Below are 16083 nucleotides of genomic sequence, written 5' to 3' on the forward strand. Positions count from 1 at the left end.
ATCTTTTTCAATAAACAGGGTGCTCCAAAGGACCCGTTTCAGAAACCACCCATTTGTTTAATGGTTATATCATAAATTTCTCAATTATCAACGACGGCCTCGCCGTCTCCTGTTTATAGCTATAACTTCGACGTGCCAAATCCCGGCTCCATCGGAGCCTCCTGAGATGTGCAGGAAACTCCGATGGAATTAGGGATCTGCCATTAGATAGCTTTTCTATAAACAGGAGGCTCCAATGGAGCCGTTTCCTGAAACTCATTCCTTACCTCAAACCTTTCTTTTTCAAATATTCAATCAACGCTTCCGGATGATCTGTTTGTAAACCTTGCACGCCTTTATTTATCGCCTCATCCCACGAAGCCGGCCCTTCCGTTGGACTTTGAACGTCGAGCCAGGTTGAAATGCCTTTTTCTTTTATCATTTTCTCCATGTCCGGATTCACAACATTATCAATAACGCTGATGTTAATTTCGGTTAAAAAGGAGGACAACTGTTCAATATTTTTGATCTCGTCCGGAACACTGGTCATTAATGGCATTTGAGGTGCTATCGATTTCCATTGCGGATATTGTTCCTTTTTATTAATATAGACTACAATCTGTTTTTCCATACCTGCCTCCTGTATCTGTTTCCAGGTTTGCGCCACATCTGCATCTTTAAAATCCAGGTAAATGTTGATCTTGTTTCTACACAATTTCAAAACATCTCTGAATTCCGGGATTTTGTGTGTTTTGTGGTTATGATTAAAAACCTGGAGCTGCTTGATTTCGGCCAAGGTATGATCAGTTATATTCCCTTTTCCGTTCGTAGTACGGTCAACAGTTCCGTCATGGTGAATGATCAGATGACCATCTTTTGTGGAACGCAAATCCACCTCCACATAATCCACGCCATATTTAATGGCTTCATCAATTGAGGCCAGTGTATTTTCAGGAACGTTAACATGATTTCCGCGATGAGCAATCACAATCAGCTTGTGCTTACTTGCAGGTAAATTCTGCGCTGTTGAAAGGGTTGAAATAAAACAGAAAAGTATCTGAATCAGAAAAAATTTAATTTTGTAGGCGGGCATTATAAAATTGATTTGTTGTTTGAAAAACGTGAAAAACGCCTTTTCAATACTAATTTTTTAACAATAGAGGCTACTCATACGTATTAAGAAAAAAGGTCTAAGCATTTAAGATTTTATCTCCCAAATACTAAGACCTTTTATATTGTTCAGCAATCACTATTGAGCCAGGCTAAAAGCTAACAGCCAACAGCTAGTTAAACTATTTCAAAACTCGACAATTTTACAAATTCCTGAACGCGCGCATCAATTTCTTCTTGTGTAAGATTTATGATACGTTCGGTACCGAATTTCTCAACACAGAAAGATGCCATAGCAGAACCGTAAATGATAGCGCGTTTCATGTTTTCAAAAGAGATATCATCCGTTTTGGCAAGATATCCGATAAACCCGCCTGCGAAACAGTCTCCTGCTCCGGTTGGATCAAAAACAACTTCTAATGGCAAAGCCGGTGCGAAGAAAATTCTTTCTCCCTGGAACAAAAGTGCTCCGTGCTCTCCTTTTTTGATGATCAAAGTTTTTGGGCCCATTGCCATAATCGTAGAAGCCGCCTTACGCAAAGAATATTCTCCTGAAAGCTGCCGTGCTTCCTCATCATTGATCGTCAAAACATCAACCAACGAAATAACGTCTTTCAAATCGTCCATGGCAATGTTCATCCAAAGATTCATTGTATCAAGCATGATCAGTTTCGGACGTTTGGCCATACGCTCAATAACAGATTTCTGTGTAGCAGGAACCGTATTTCCCAACATCAGATATTCTGTGCCCTGATAAGATTCCGGGATAACCGGATCAAAATCAGCCATTACATTCAACTGAGTTTCAAGCGTATCACGTGTGTTCATATCCTCATGGTACTTACCCGACCAGAAGAAAGTTTTACCGTCAGGGATTGTTTTTAAACCTTCGGTATTAACGCCGTGTTCTACAAGCAGGTCAACCATTTCCTGAGGGAAATCGCCGCCTACAACGGCTACCAGATTATTTTTTTTGGTGAAATACGATGCAGATAGTGTGATATAGGTTGCCGCGCCGCCAATGATTTTATCGGTTTTTCCGAAGGGTGTTTCAAGGGCATCAAACGCCACAGAGCCAACTGTTAATAAACTCATAAAGTAGTATAGTATTGATTTTTAGTAAGTTTCAATTTTTGATTGGAAGACAAAAACGCTGCGAAGATAATAAAAACAGCTGAATAGCATATTTATAAGAATGTATAATGCTAAACAGTTGGCGGTCAATCCTGAGTTATTTGCTATTTTTGTCAGGCAACGTTAAATAGGATGTAAATCTGAGACGGAAAATTACTATCATTGAAACGATGCAAATATGATTGCCATTGACAAAGCAAGAGCGCAAATCGAAATTGCGAAAGAACTTCTTAGAAATCATGCAAAGCCCAAAGATGGATTATTTCAGAACAAAAAGTATGTTAAAAAAGCCGGACTTACTGCTTATAAAGGTCTTTTCTTGCTGCTTGTCGAGTTGTTGAAAGAAGACAGTAAAGGCCAAAAAGTTATAATAGAGCAGGATTTATTCAAATTGAATAAAAGAATATTTGCTGACTTTATCACCGCTCAACAAGTTCTGAGCAAATCAAGGGGAGTTTATGGAACAAGGAGTCAGGATTTAGCCAAACTTGGAATTCTGGAAGCTGAAAACATTATAACCTGGGTTGAAAAGTGCCTTAACAAAAGACAAAAAAGAGCAGAAATGCTTTTTAAAGATATGCAGACCAATTACTAAATTGATTACAAGAAAGTAAAATATTCATGACTGATAAAACTTACCAGCCCCTTAAAATATTCAATACGCTTTCCCGTAAAAAGGATTTGTTTGTGCCAATCGCTGCGCCTTATGTAGGTATGTACGTCTGTGGGCCAACGGTATACAACAACGTTCACCTTGGAAATATCCGGACTTTTTTATCCTTTGATATACTGTACCGTTATCTGACGCATATTGGCTACAAAGTCCGTTATGTAAGAAATATTACGGATGTCGGCCATTTGGTGGGTGACGGTGACGAAGGCGAAGATAAAATTGGTAAAATGGCGAAGCTGCAACAGCTTGAACCGATGGAAATTGTTCAGCGCTATACGAATGATTTCCATGACGTTACAGCTGAATTTAATTTGCTGCCGCCAAGTATCGAACCGACGGCAACGGGACATTTGATTGAACAAATTGAAGCGGTTAAATCACTAATTGAAAAAGGTGCAGCTTACGAATCTAACGGTTCAGTTTATTTTGATATCACAAAATATAATGACGCCGGAAATGAATATGGAAAACTTTCTGGAAGAATTCTGGAAGATCTTCTGAATGAAACGCGTGATCTGGACGGGCAGTCTGAGAAGCGCAACCCGCTCGACTTTGCGCTCTGGAAAAGAGCCAGTCCTGAGCATATCATGCAATGGGATTCTCCATGGGGAATGGGTTTTCCTGGCTGGCATTTGGAGTGTACTTGCATGAGTGCCAAATATTTAGGCAAACAATTTGATATTCACGGCGGTGGAATGGATTTAAAATTCCCGCACCATGAATGCGAAATTGCACAGGGAAGAGCTTTGACTAATATTGAGCCGGTTCGTTACTGGATGCATACGAATATGCTGACGGTAAACGGACAAAAAATGTCAAAATCACTGAACAATTCATTCCTTCCAAGCCAGTTATTTTCAGGAGATCATGAATTGCTGGACCAGGCTTATAGTCCGATGACCGTTCGCTTTTTTATGTTGCAAAGTCAGTATAGAAGTACGCTTGACTTTTCTAACGATGCCTTAAAAGCGGCTCAAAAAGGATATAAAAGATTGGCAAATGGTATCCGTTTGGCCAAAATGCTGAAATATTCTGACGAGGAAGTTGCTCGTGACGATAAGAAAATTGAAGATATAGAAAAATCAATTCAGGGTTTCTATGACGCCATGAATGATGATCTGAATACGGCTGTGGCCATCGCCAATCTGTTTAATATGCTGAAATACATCAATATGCTGAACATGAATCAGGTTAAATCAGCCGCTTTGGGTGAGTCAACTTTTACATCTTTGCTGGAAAACTTTATTGTTTTTATTGAAAACGTACTTGGCGTCAAAGAGGAACTTAGCGAAGGACACGCGGTGCTGGACGGCATGTTAAATCTTTACCGCGAATACAAAGCGGTTCAGAATTACGAAAAAGTGGATGAGATCCGTACTTATTTCAAACTTCAGGGACTTGCGATCCGTGACAGCAAATTGCGCGTGGACTGGGCATATGAAGAGTAGGAAAATGAGAAAAAGTGGATTTTTGAGTTCCGTTTTGATGGCTTGTTATTTGACTTTCATATTATTTTTGTACAGCTGTAAGTCAAAAACGAGTTCAGAACAGGCCACAGAACAAATAGAAAAGTTAGTAGCAAGTCCGGTTTTTAATGCGGATTCAGCCTTTCAATTTGTCAAAAAACAGGTTGAATTTGGAGCTCGGGTACCCAATTCGTCTGCGCATAAATCCTGTGGCGATTATCTGGTTGCGACTTTCAAAAAGTTTGGACTGGAAGTAACGGAGCAAAACTTTACGCCTACGACTTACGATGGTAAAAAATTAAATGCCAGAAATATTATTGCCAGTTTCAACCCAAAAGCGACTAAAAGAATTTTGCTGACTTCGCACTGGGATTCCCGTCCGTTTTCTGATCAGGATTCTGTTTTAAAGGATAAGCCTGTTTTGGCAGCAAATGATGGTGCGAGCGGAGTAGCGGTTCTACTTGAAATCGCAAGAGTGCTTTCTTCTTCCGGAAATAAATTAAATCTCGGGGTAGATATTATTCTTTTTGATGCCGAAGACTGGGGTAATTCTGAAAAGGCGATGGATAAGTTTGGTGGATTTTGTTTAGGATCTCAATACTGGGCTACGAATAAACATATTCCAAATTACACAGCTTATTTTGGCGTTTTGCTGGATATGGTAGGAGCTAAGGGAGCTACTTTTCCGAAGGAAGGTTATTCAGTGAGTATGGCAGAGGGCGTGGTTCGCAATGTTTGGGGAATTGCCAGTCAGCTCGGATATAGTAATTATTTTATTGACAAAGCAGGTCCATCCATAACAGATGATCATATTCCAGTCAACGAAACGGCTAAAATTCCGATGATTGATATTATTCACATCAAACAAAATGATCCGGAACGGACGTTTTTTGATCAATGGCATACAGCGCATGATGATCTCGAAAATATAGATCCGAAAACTTTGCAAGCAGTTGGGCAGACTTTGATCCAGGTTTTGTATCAGGAGAGTGAAGCTGTGCTTTAAGGGGTTTCACGCAAAGGCGCGAAGGTTAAAAAACGCAAAGACCTCAAATTTTTCTCTTATTGGTCTTTACGTGAAACTTTTAACGTGATAATTACAGTGCGCTGCACCTTGGGTTTATGAAGTTTGATTTTTTCTCTACAAGTATTAAGGTGCTCTGCACCTAATCTATTATGAGAGCATATTAAGAATTATCTGCGATGCGAAGGTACAGAGTACCGAAATATTTGTAGAAAACAATACAAATCTCCAGGCGCCTAAGGTGCAGAGCACCGAATAACTTATGTTAAATCTTCTTAACCAGGATCGTTATATCCGAATTCCTCCCCTTATCATCACTACAAGAAATCTTAACCTTTCCGACCGACGGACTAATAAATACCGCTTCATGCGGCGCAGAACGTTTCACGAGCTTATCATTCACATACCAAAAAACCTCCTGCACATCATTCCCTGTCTGGCAGCTTAACTGAATTTGCTGCGGCTCACTCGTTTGTATAAAATACTCACTTCCATCATTTGGACTAATAATCAATGGCGCTCCTTCTTGGAAAACCCTTTCGCAGGAAGGATTATGTGGCGGCAATTTCTGATATGGAATTTTCTTTGATTCGTAATATGCAATTAATTCCGGAGCCAGATTGAGGTATGTTTTCTTGACAAAACCACTTATAGGAAGACAATAAGTACAATAAGTGATTTTCGAAGCCTGATCGGTAAAGACATATCGCAGGTGCTGACATTTCCGATAAGGAGAAACACCCATAATGAAGTAATCCGTAATCTGGTGATCACAAAAATCACTTGGAATATCTCCGCTCACGGCGCATATTTTTCTTAAAGACACATTCTCCGGCATTTGATACCAGCTATTGGTAGCATTATAATCCAGCGAATTGAAGATTGAAAACAATAATGGCGTAGCAGTATTCGCACCACTTAACTCAGGAACACCTTCACCGGAAAAATTTCCAACCCAGACACCAATCGTATATTTTCGATTATAGCCAATACTCCACGCATCCCGCTTTCCATAAGATGTCCCAGTTTTCCAGGCAATTTTTGGTAGGTGATAGGTATTGTCAAAGTTAGTAGGCAGGTCGGGGCGGGTGACTTGCGTTAAGATGTTGTTTAACAGAAATGTCGCTTCTTTTGAAACAAGTTGTTCGCCTTTTTTGGAGACCGGGTTTTCTGTGGTATATCGTAATTGTTTTAATTCCCCTTCGTTCGAAAAAGCGGCAAAAAGTCGTGTAAGTTCTTCAAGCGTAACACCGCAGCCGCCCAGAATCATTGATAATCCTAAATCTTTTGATTGTTTTCTGATTGTTTGAAAATCTGCTTTTTTTAATTTATCAATCAAAACCGGTGTACTTACTTCCTTCAAAATCTTGACTGCCGGAATATTCAGGGAATTGGCCAAGGCAAATTCCGCAGTAACCTGACCGTTAAAATGCTGGTCAAAGTTTTCAGGTTCATAACCACTGAAATTTGTCGGCACATCATTTAAAACGGTTTTCGGCGTAATAATCCCTTTGTCAAAAGCAGTCGCATAAAGTATTGGTTTCAACGTACTTCCGGGAGAACGGATTGCCCGGATTCCGTCCACCTGTCCGCCGTCATAAGGATTGTTAAAATCAGCCGAACCGACATAAGCTTCAACCGCCATCGTTTCATTGTTAATAACCAAAACTGCGGCATTATGAATATTCATACTTTGCAGCCTGTTGACATAATTTTTTACCTGTTCTTCAATCTGTTTTTGCGTCTGGATTTTTATGGTGGTATTGATAATTGGCTCGTCAGGAAAATCTTTTTTCAAACGCTGCGAAAGGTGAGGTGCCTGTTTTGGCGCGGTCAGCCTTTTGACAGTCAGAGGCTCTGCCATAGCATCCTGAATTGTATTTTTATCAAATAAATTTTCATTACCAAACCGTGTCAGCCATTGATTTCTGGCCGTTTTCAACGCATCATTTCTCGTTCCTGGCCGTAAACTTGATGGCCGGTTTGGCACAATGGTAAGTGCAGTAATTTCCGCCAGACTTAACAGCTGAGGAGTTTTACCAAAATAGAAAAGTGAAGCCGCTTTAATTCCTTCAATATTCCCACCATAAGGCACCAGATTTAGATACAGTTGAAGAATTTCATCTTTTGAATAATGTAATTCCAGCTGCACAGCCCGGAAAGATTCAGTCAATTTGTTCAGATAAGTTCTTTTTTTAGGCTCCAATAACCTGACAACCTGCATGGTAATGGTTGAAGCACCTGATGTTCTTTTACCACTAAGAATATTTCTCCCCGCCGCACGAAACATTGCAAATGGATTTATGCCGGGATGATAATAGAAATACTGATCTTCTTTATGGATAAGGGTTTTTTGCAAAAGCGGCGTGATTTCAGAAATGTCGGTATAAAGCCGCCATTTGTCGTCCGGACTTAAAAACGCATGTAAAACGCTTCCGTCGCTGACTGTGATCTGGGTTGAGTATTGGACTTTTGGTTTGAATGGGAAGAGGAGGTCGAGGAGGAGGAATGCAGTGATAAAGCAGCCCAATGTAATGGCTGCCTTTTTTATAAAAGATTTATTAACGGATTTTAACAACAACAATTTGATTTAAATTATAAAAGAGAGTTTCAATAACAGCTTAAATCAGAAAAGATCAATCAGGTTCGTGAAAATATGATTTAAGGATTTGAAGTGTATAAAAATAAATATTACCATCTAATTTCCTTCCATTTGCCCATCCCGTCAAAATTTCCTTATTTACTGACATATTACAAATAAAGACAATCATAATACCAATATGTCAAAATATATTGCGGCTATTGACCAGGGAACAACGAGCACACGTTGCATTCTATTTAATCATCAGGGAAATATTGTTTCCGTCGGGCAAAAGGAGCACGAACAGATTTATCCGCAGCCGGGCTGGGTGGAACATAATCCGGAAGAAATATGGAAAAATACGCTGGAAGTCATTGCCATTTCCCGTATAAAAGCCTCTGCCACAGCCGCTGATATAGCTGCCATTGGTATTACAAATCAAAGAGAAACAACGGTTGTCTGGAACCGCCGGACGGGGAAACCTTATTATAATGCATTGGTGTGGCAGGATACCAGAACGACGGATCTGGTAGCAAAATATGAAAAAGAAGGCGGATTAAACCAGTTTCGGGATAAAACAGGCTTGCCGGTTTCAACTTATTTCAGCGGTTTAAAATTAAAATGGCTTTTAGAAAATGTGGAAGGCCTGCGCGCAGATGCGGAAAAGGGCGAAGCCATTTTTGGAAATATTGATACTTTTTTAATCTGGAACCTGACAGGCGGAGGCCATGGCGGAATTCATGTAACGGACGTTACCAATGCCAGCCGGACGCAATTGATGAATCTTCGGACTTTGCAATGGGATCAGGATATGCTGGACGCCTACAATATTCCTGCAATTGTGTTGCCAGAAATAAAAAGCAGCAGCGAGGTTTATGGCACGGTGAACAATGAGGTTTTGCCAGGCGTTCCTGTCGCCGGAATTTTGGGAGATCAACATGCTGCGTTGGTCGGACAAACCTGTTTTGAACCCGGTATGGCGAAAAATACCTACGGAACAGGTTGCTTTTTGGTAATGAATACGGGGACAGAATTGAAAATGTCTGATAACGGTTTATTGACTACCATCGCTTATAAATTTGGAGACGAACCTGTCCAATATGCTTTGGAAGGCAGTGTTGCGGTAACCGGTGCGCTGGTTCAATGGGTGCGGGATAATTTGGGATTAATTAAAAAAAGCAGTGATATTGAAAGTCTGGCGAAGACAGTTGAGGATAATGGCGGTGCCTATTTCGTTCCAGCGTTTTCCGGATTGTATGCGCCTTACTGGCGGAATGATGCACGTGGCGTCATTGCCGGTTTGACCCGTTATGTTACGAAAGGACATATCGCCCGGGCAGTTTTGGAAGCAACGGCTTATCAGACGCTGGATGTTGTCAATGCGATGGAGCAGGATTCCGGTATCAAATTATCTTCCCTGCGTGTCGATGGCGGGATGGTTTTGAATGAATTGTTAATGAAATTCCAGGCGGATATGCTCAATACCCAGGTTGTTTCTCCGGCAGTTGCAGAAACAACGGCATTGGGTGCTGCTTATGCGGCAGGACTTGCCGTTGGTTATTGGAAAAATACAGACGAACTGAAAAGTAACTGGGCCATTGCACATACCTGGAACCCGGATATGGACGAAACAAAAAGAGAAACATTATATAAAGGATGGCAAAAAGCGGTAACAAAATCATACGCCTGGATGGATTAATAAAAATTTAATGGATGAATGAACTATTTTATAATCTGTATAAACTAAACTCTTTTGTTGGCCTGTGTTCCTTTAAAGCGTAACTTCGCGCCGCGAAAACCTAATTAAAGTAGCCTTATGCATACCCTCCATCTTAAAAAGCCGCTCGCTTTTTTTGATCTAGAAACTACCGGTGTAAACATTGCCCGGGATCGGATCGTAGAAATTTCGGTGGTGAAGGCTCTGCCTAATGGGGAAACGGAAATTCGCACAAGACGCGTTAATCCTGAAATGCCTATTCCACTGGAAAGCAGTCTGATACATGGCATTTATGATGAAGACGTAAAGGATGCACCGACCTTCAAAATGTTTGCAAAAAACCTTGCAACGTTTCTGGAAGGCTGTGATCTGGCTGGATTTAACAGTAATCGTTTTGATATTCCAATGCTTGTTGAAGAGTTTTTGCGGGTTGGTGTTGAGTTTGATATCAAAAATCGCCGTACAGTAGATACTCAGCGGATTTACCACATGATGGAGCCGAGAAATCTTTCTGCTGCCTATAAGTTTTACTGTGATAAATCCCTGACAGATGCACATAGTGCCGAAGCTGATACGATAGCAACTTTTGAAGTTTTGCAGGGTCAAATCGCTCGTTATGAGGGTCAAAAGGTAATTGATTCACACGGAAAAGAACTGGGAACGGTAGAAAATGATGTAGCCGCTTTGCATGCCTTAACAGCATCAAAGCTTATAGATTTTGCCGGAAGAATGGTTTATAACGAGAAAGGCGAAGAGGTTTTCAACTTCGGAAAACACAATGGAAAACGTGTTGCGGATGTCTTGAAAAGTGAACCTTCTTTTTACGATTGGCTGATGAAAGCGGAGTTTCCATTGGATACGAAACGCAAGCTGACAGAAATAAAATTACGCGCTTTAACACAGAGATAATATAATAGGTACGCTTAACATTTGAGTAAGCGGTATTTATGTCTATTTTTGCCCGATAAGTTTCAGTGATGAGTCTAGAAATTAACTGATCCTGAAAATTTTAAATCATTGACTATTTTAAACGAATACCCATTTAGGTAAATCTGCTATGATCCCGAACCCGAATATACCAGAGGTTATTCAGAATGTCCCGCTTCAATATTATCTCATCCTCAGCACATTACTTTTTGTGATTGGCATCATTGGTGTACTTACGCGTCGTAATGCGATCATCATTTTCATGTCTGTTGAGTTGATGTTAAATGCAGCCAACATTTTATTGATTGCTTTTTCTTCCTACCGGTCGGATCCTTCCGGGCAGGTTTTCGTGTTTTTTATCATGGCTGTGGCCGCAGCAGAAGTAGCCGTTGGTTTGGCGATTATCGTTATGATTTACCGAAATACGCGAAATACGGACATCGGTTTCCTTAATAAATTGAAATGGTAAGCCTTATTGGTTAATATACAAAATATAGAATATGTCTGCTTCATTACTAGTTCTGATTCCTTTATTACCTTTTCTCGGCTTTCTGATCAATGGTATCGGATTCCGTACTATACCAAAAGGTGCAGTTGGAATAATCGGGTCATTAGCTGTTATCGGTAGTTTTGCTCTTTCTCTGAATGCATTTAACGCATTTGTAGCTGCGGGAAGCACCCCATTCGTTCTGCCTCTTTTTGACTGGATCACGGTTGGCGATCTTAACATCCCATTTTCTTTCCAGATTGACCAGCTTTCGTTATTGATGCTGATGATCATTACCGGTGTAGGTTCGCTGATCCACATTTATTCAATTGGCTACATGAAACATGATGAAGGTTTCGGTAAGTTTTTTGCTTATCTGAATCTCTTCCTTTTCTTCATGTTGCTGCTCGTTCTGGGTTCCAATTATGTGATTATGTTTATCGGTTGGGAAGGTGTAGGACTTTGTTCTTATCTGTTGATCGGGTTTTGGAATAAAAATACAAACTATAACAACGCTGCACGTAAGGCGTTCATCATGAACCGTGTAGGTGATTTGGGTTTCCTTTTAGGAATTTTTACAATCATCGCAACTTTCGGTTCAGTAGAATATCTTGAAGTATTTAGTAAAGCCACAGGTTTTCAGGTTGGTGATCCTGTAATCATTGCGATTACCTTGTTCCTGTTTATTGGGGCCATGGGAAAATCAGCACAGATTCCGTTATATACCTGGTTACCAGATGCGATGGCGGGTCCGACACCCGTTTCTGCACTTATTCACGCAGCAACGATGGTAACGGCCGGGATTTATATGGTGATCCGTTCCAACGTCCTCTATTCTCTTGCGCCTTCGACGCTTGAATTCGTTGGAATAATTGGTGGTGCGACTGCACTTTTTGCTGCATCGATCGGACTTTTACAAAACGATATCAAAAAAGTACTGGCTTATTCTACGGTGAGTCAGCTGGGTTATATGTTCATGGGTTTAGGCGCGATGGCTTATTCTGCCTCGATGTTTCACGTAATTACCCACGCATTTTTCAAAGCATTATTATTCCTTGGCGCTGGTAGTGTGATCCACGCCATGTCCGACGAACAGGATATCCGTTCAATGGGTGGTTTGCGTAAAAAACTTCCGATTACGTTCCTTACATTTTTAATCGCAACCATCGCGATTTCAGGTATTCCTCCGTTTGCAGGTTTCTTTTCAAAAGATGAGATTTTAGCGCATGTTTTCGAACATAACAAATTACTTTGGGTCGTTGGTGTGTTGGGTTCGTTGATGACTTCCTTCTACATGTTCCGTCTGCTTTTCCTTACTTTCTTTGGGAAATTCCGCGGAACGCACGATCAGGAGCATCATTTACATGAATCGCCTGCTTCGATGACAATTCCTCTGGTAATTTTGGCCGTTCTTTCGGCTTTGGGTGGATTTATCGGAGTGCCGGAAGCTTTGCACGGAACGCACAAACTCGCTGAATTTATGAGTCCTTTGTATGAAGGTTCTCGTCAGGTTAATCCGGAGGCTTTCCTTCCAACAACTTTATCGCATTCAGAAGAATATATTTTAATGGCTGTTTCCGTTGGTGTTGCTTTAATTTCTCTGATTATAGCATACGTGATGTATGTTCAAAAAGAAAGTGTTCCGGCTCCGGACTCGGAAGAAAAATCAGCGGTTCAGAATTTGATTTACAACAAATATTACGTTGATGAACTTTACAATGCTGTTTTTGTAAAACCAATTAAATCATTATCCAACGTCCTTTACAGTTTCGGTGAATTTTTCATTGATCTTTTTGTAAATGGCACAGCAAGGCTTATTGCTTTTCTGGGAGGATTATTACGTAAAACACAAACGGGTTCAACCGGAGATTATGTATTTGCCATGGTTCTTGGAATCGTAGTCATTCTGTTCTGGAAGCTGTTGTTATAGGCATTTTGTTGAAACTGACATATTAAATATTTATACCGTTCACCATTTAGTGCTGACCGTTGACTTGAAAATATGCTTACTCTTCTTTTAATACTTTTGCCCATTGTGGCCGGCGTTATTACCCTCTTGGTTGGAGCTAATCTGGCGAAACAGGTAGCCTTAGTCGGCGCTCTTGCTGAGTTAGGACTTGCTCTTTTTGTCTGGTCTCAATTTGATCCGGCAGCTGGGGTTCAGTTTGGTTTTAAATATCACTGGCTTGCATCCGCAGGAATTTCTTTTGCGGCAGGTTTGGATGGGATCAGTTTGGTGCTGGTGTTATTAACTGCTTTTCTGACACCACTGATTATCCTTTCGACTTTCAGTCATTCTTATAGAAACAGTGCTGCATTTTATTCGTTAATTCTGTTTATGTCGGCTGCGCTTGTGGGTGTATTTACAGCAACCGATGCATTCTTATTCTATCTTTTCTTCGAAGCAGCACTTATTCCGGTTTATTTCCTGGCCGCTGTTTGGGGTGGAGAAAATCGTTTGAAAGTAACTTTCAAGTTCTTCATTTATACCATGTTCGGTAGTTTGTTCATGCTTGTTGCATTGATCTATTTATACTACCAAACGCCGGGAACGCATACTTCTGAAATAACTGCTTTTTATAATTTACAATTATCTGCCAAATCACAAGGATTCATTTTCTGGGCTTTCTTTGTAGCTTTTGCTATCAAAATGCCATTATTTCCTTTCCACACCTGGCAGCCTGATACCTACACAGAAGCGCCAACACCGGCAACGATGTTACTTTCTGGTATTATGCTTAAAATGGGGGTTTACGGTTTGATCCGTTTACTGCTTCCAATCGTTCCGCTAGGTTTACAGTCTTATGGAATGCTTGCTGTGGTTCTATCGGTAATCGGAATTATTTACGGTTCGATCATCGCCATTCAGCAGCGTGATATGAAACGCCTGATCGCTTATTCTTCTTTCGCTCACGTTGGATTGATGGCCGCCGGTGTTTTTGCAGCTACAACAAATGGTTTGCAGGGCGCAATGATTCAAATGCTGGCTCACGGTATCAACGTGGTTGGTTTATTCTTTGTAATCGATATTATCCTTTCCCGTACCAAAACGCGTAGTCTGGATCAATTGGGTGGTATTACGCAGGTTGCGCCTCAGTTAAGTGTATACTTTTTGATCATTCTTTTAGGAAGTGTTGCATTGCCTTTGACCAACGGATTTGTTGGAGAATTTCTGTTGCTTTCCAGTGTTTTTGCATTCAACGGTTGGTTAGGTGCTATTGCAGGTCTGACGATCATTCTTGGATCAGTGTATATGCTTCGTCTATTCCAAATGTCTATGTTCGGGCCAAAATCCAAATGGGTTGAAGGTTTCCAGGATCTGACATTCAGTGAAAAAGCGGTTTTATTGCCTTTGGTGATTATGGTATTATGGATTGGAATTTACCCAAATACATTTTTGAGCATTTCCGAGCCAGCTGTAAATAATCTTTTGCAATTCGTAGGGAAATAGTTTCTAAGGAAAAAGAATAATTAATATAGTCTGATAGCCGAAAGCGGACCGCCGAAAGCTACTATTAATGACAAACGATAATAAATAATTATGTATCCCATTGTTTTGTTGTCAGTTCTTGGAATCGTAACACTCTTCTTAGGGTTCTCGAAATCGAAGAATATCTTATTGCCAGCTGTCCTGCTTTTCCTTGCCATTGCTTTGGCAGGTAATTTCTTTGAGTGGAACAAAGGGCCGTTGTTATATTTTTACGATATGTTCCGGGTTGATAACCTGACACTGGCCTTCAACGGCATCATTCTCGCCTCCGCTTTCATGATCGTTGCGATCTCCGGAGGTTTTCAGGATAACGCAGAAGCGGAACCGGCTGAGTATTATGCTTTAATGCTTTTCTCTCTGGTTGGTGCGATTATGATGGTAGGTTTTGAACATTTGATCATGCTTTTCCTTGGTGTCGAAATTCTTTCTGTTGCGATGTACGTATTGACAGGTAGCAACAAACGTAATTTACGTTCGAACGAAGCCGCATTGAAATACTTTTTGATGGGTGCATTTGCAACCGGTATCATGCTTTTTGGTATGACATTACTTTACGGAGCTACCGGTTCATTTGAATTGAGTGAAATTCAGGCTTATGTTTCTACAACACAGCAAGCGGTTCCTTCCTACATTTTATATGCGGGATTATTATTGCTGCTGATTGGTATGTTGTTTAAAGTTTCCGCCGCACCTTTCCACTTCTGGACACCGGATGTTTACGAAGGAGCACCAACGATCTTTACAACGTTCATGTCAACGATTGTAAAAACAGCCGGTTTTGCAGCACTTTATAGATTATTATCACATTCATTTACCGGAGTATATGGTTTCTGGTGGCTGGTAATCGCAATTATTGCTATTCTTACTTTGCTTGTTGGAAATATCGGAGCGACTACACAGAACAGCTTCAAACGGATGATGGCATATTCAGGGATTTCCCACGCAGGATATTTGCTGATCGCATTAACGGCCCTTTCTAAACCAACGCAAAATGCAATCGTATTTTACTCACTGGCATATTCACTTTCAACAATCGCCGCTTTTGGTGTGTTGATCTTAGTATCAAAAGAGAAAACATTCGAAGGCCAGCCGGACGAACGTTATGACGCATTTAACGGATTGGCTAAGAAAAATCCTTTCCTTGCATTTGTGGTAACAGTTTCGATGTTATCTCTGGCCGGAATTCCACTAACAGCAGGTTTCTGGGGGAAATTTTTTGTGTTCAGCAGCGCGGCTGACAGAGGAATTATCTGGGTGCCGGCGATTGCAGTTTTAATGTCGGTTGTTGGTATTTATTATTACTTCCGTGTAATTATTGCATCTTATTTGAAAGAAGGTGATATCGCAGAAATTCGTGTTGCACCGTTTTATAAAGTTATTCTGATTCTTGCAACCGTGCTGACTATTGTATTTGGTTTGGCTCCTGGATTGTTGGAGGGGATTTTTTAAGATATAATTTTAATTAGTCGAAAGAGCTTCACTTCTGTGTGGCTCT

General features: G+C 40.7%; 12 protein-coding genes. 9 read left to right on the top strand and 3 right to left on the bottom strand.

Annotation, left to right across the window (positions count from 1 at the left end; translation table 11 throughout):
- Positions 1-262: 262 nt before the first annotated feature.
- Both LXL81_RS26595 and LXL81_RS26600 read right to left on the bottom strand, forming a co-directional pair.
- Positions 263-1072: a glycerophosphodiester phosphodiesterase family protein gene (locus LXL81_RS26595; protein ID WP_234650655.1), complete on the bottom strand. Its 810-nt coding sequence runs from the start codon at positions 1070-1072 to the stop codon at positions 263-265.
- A 194-nt stretch (positions 1073-1266) separates the two neighbouring features.
- Positions 1267-2184, bottom strand: coding sequence for a PfkB family carbohydrate kinase (locus tag LXL81_RS26600; RefSeq protein WP_234650657.1), 918 nt, complete (start codon positions 2182-2184; stop codon positions 1267-1269).
- Between the two features lie 217 nt (positions 2185-2401).
- Between LXL81_RS26600 and LXL81_RS26605 the strand changes: the two genes are divergently transcribed.
- The 3 genes from LXL81_RS26605 to LXL81_RS26615 are packed head-to-tail and all read left to right on the top strand — an operon-like array spanning position 2402 to position 5368.
- Positions 2402-2818: a DUF5618 family protein gene (locus LXL81_RS26605; protein ID WP_234650658.1), complete on the top strand. Its 417-nt coding sequence runs from the start codon at positions 2402-2404 to the stop codon at positions 2816-2818.
- Between the two features lie 26 nt (positions 2819-2844).
- Positions 2845-4344, top strand: a complete 1500-nt coding sequence (cysS, locus tag LXL81_RS26610; protein ID WP_234650660.1) for a cysteine--tRNA ligase — start codon at positions 2845-2847, stop codon at positions 4342-4344.
- Between the two features lie 4 nt (positions 4345-4348).
- Positions 4349-5368 (top strand): M28 family peptidase, encoded by a 1020-nt coding sequence (locus tag LXL81_RS26615; protein ID WP_234650662.1) that lies wholly within the window; start codon positions 4349-4351, stop codon positions 5366-5368.
- A 283-nt stretch (positions 5369-5651) separates the two neighbouring features.
- Here the strand turns inward: LXL81_RS26615 and pbpC are convergent, their stop codons facing one another.
- On the bottom strand, positions 5652-7964 hold the full coding sequence (gene pbpC, locus LXL81_RS26620; protein ID WP_409013979.1) for a penicillin-binding protein 1C: 2313 nt from the start codon (positions 7962-7964) through the stop codon (positions 5652-5654).
- Between the two features lie 202 nt (positions 7965-8166).
- Here pbpC and glpK point away from each other — a divergent pair, with 202 nt between their 5' ends.
- From glpK to LXL81_RS26650, 6 genes are all read left to right on the top strand, one after another.
- Complete coding sequence (gene glpK / locus LXL81_RS26625) at positions 8167-9666, top strand: glycerol kinase GlpK (protein ID WP_234650664.1); 1500 nt, start codon at positions 8167-8169, stop codon at positions 9664-9666.
- A 117-nt stretch (positions 9667-9783) separates the two neighbouring features.
- The gene (locus tag LXL81_RS26630; protein ID WP_234650665.1) at positions 9784-10593 is read left to right on the top strand and encodes a 3'-5' exonuclease; all 810 of its coding nucleotides are present in this window, start codon (positions 9784-9786) and stop codon (positions 10591-10593) included.
- Positions 10594-10741: 148 nt separating this feature from the next.
- Positions 10742-11080 carry an NADH-quinone oxidoreductase subunit NuoK gene (gene nuoK / locus LXL81_RS26635; RefSeq protein WP_137338024.1) on the top strand — a complete coding sequence of 113 codons (339 nt, stop codon included), beginning with the start codon at positions 10742-10744 and terminating at the stop codon, positions 11078-11080.
- A gap of 31 nt (positions 11081-11111) precedes the next feature.
- Positions 11112-13028, top strand: coding sequence for an NADH-quinone oxidoreductase subunit L (nuoL, locus tag LXL81_RS26640; protein WP_234650667.1), 1917 nt, complete (start codon positions 11112-11114; stop codon positions 13026-13028).
- 72 nt (positions 13029-13100) lie between these two features.
- Entirely contained in the window at positions 13101-14549 is a 1449-nt protein-coding gene (locus tag LXL81_RS26645; protein WP_234650670.1) for a NuoM family protein, read from the top strand.
- A gap of 90 nt (positions 14550-14639) precedes the next feature.
- Positions 14640-16037 carry an NADH-quinone oxidoreductase subunit N gene (locus LXL81_RS26650; protein WP_234650672.1) on the top strand — a complete coding sequence of 466 codons (1398 nt, stop codon included), beginning with the start codon at positions 14640-14642 and terminating at the stop codon, positions 16035-16037.
- Positions 16038-16083: the final 46 nt, after the last annotated feature.

It is taken from the genome of Dyadobacter sp. CY356, assembly GCF_021440195.1.
In the GTDB taxonomy this organism is placed as follows: Bacteria; Bacteroidota; Bacteroidia; order Cytophagales; family Spirosomataceae; genus Dyadobacter.

What these genes read in the sequence shown, in the direction of transcription:
- glpK (WP_234650664.1), top strand. Translation starts at nt 8,167, where the DNA reads ATGTCAAAATATATTGCGGCTATTGACCAGGGAACAACGAGCACACGT.
- LXL81_RS26615 (WP_234650662.1), top strand. Translation starts at nt 4,349, where the DNA reads ATGAGAAAAAGTGGATTTTTGAGTTCCGTTTTGATGGCTTGTTATTTG.
- LXL81_RS26595 (WP_234650655.1), bottom strand. Translation starts at nt 1,072, where the DNA reads ATGCCCGCCTACAAAATTAAATTTTTTCTGATTCAGATACTTTTCTGT.
- nuoL (WP_234650667.1), top strand. Translation starts at nt 11,112, where the DNA reads ATGTCTGCTTCATTACTAGTTCTGATTCCTTTATTACCTTTTCTCGGC.
- LXL81_RS26645 (WP_234650670.1), top strand. Translation starts at nt 13,101, where the DNA reads ATGCTTACTCTTCTTTTAATACTTTTGCCCATTGTGGCCGGCGTTATT.
- LXL81_RS26650 (WP_234650672.1), top strand. Translation starts at nt 14,640, where the DNA reads ATGTATCCCATTGTTTTGTTGTCAGTTCTTGGAATCGTAACACTCTTC.
- LXL81_RS26605 (WP_234650658.1), top strand. Translation starts at nt 2,402, where the DNA reads ATGATTGCCATTGACAAAGCAAGAGCGCAAATCGAAATTGCGAAAGAA.
- nuoK (WP_137338024.1), top strand. Translation starts at nt 10,742, where the DNA reads ATGATCCCGAACCCGAATATACCAGAGGTTATTCAGAATGTCCCGCTT.
- cysS (WP_234650660.1), top strand. Translation starts at nt 2,845, where the DNA reads ATGACTGATAAAACTTACCAGCCCCTTAAAATATTCAATACGCTTTCC.
- LXL81_RS26630 (WP_234650665.1), top strand. Translation starts at nt 9,784, where the DNA reads ATGCATACCCTCCATCTTAAAAAGCCGCTCGCTTTTTTTGATCTAGAA.
- LXL81_RS26600 (WP_234650657.1), bottom strand. Translation starts at nt 2,184, where the DNA reads ATGAGTTTATTAACAGTTGGCTCTGTGGCGTTTGATGCCCTTGAAACA.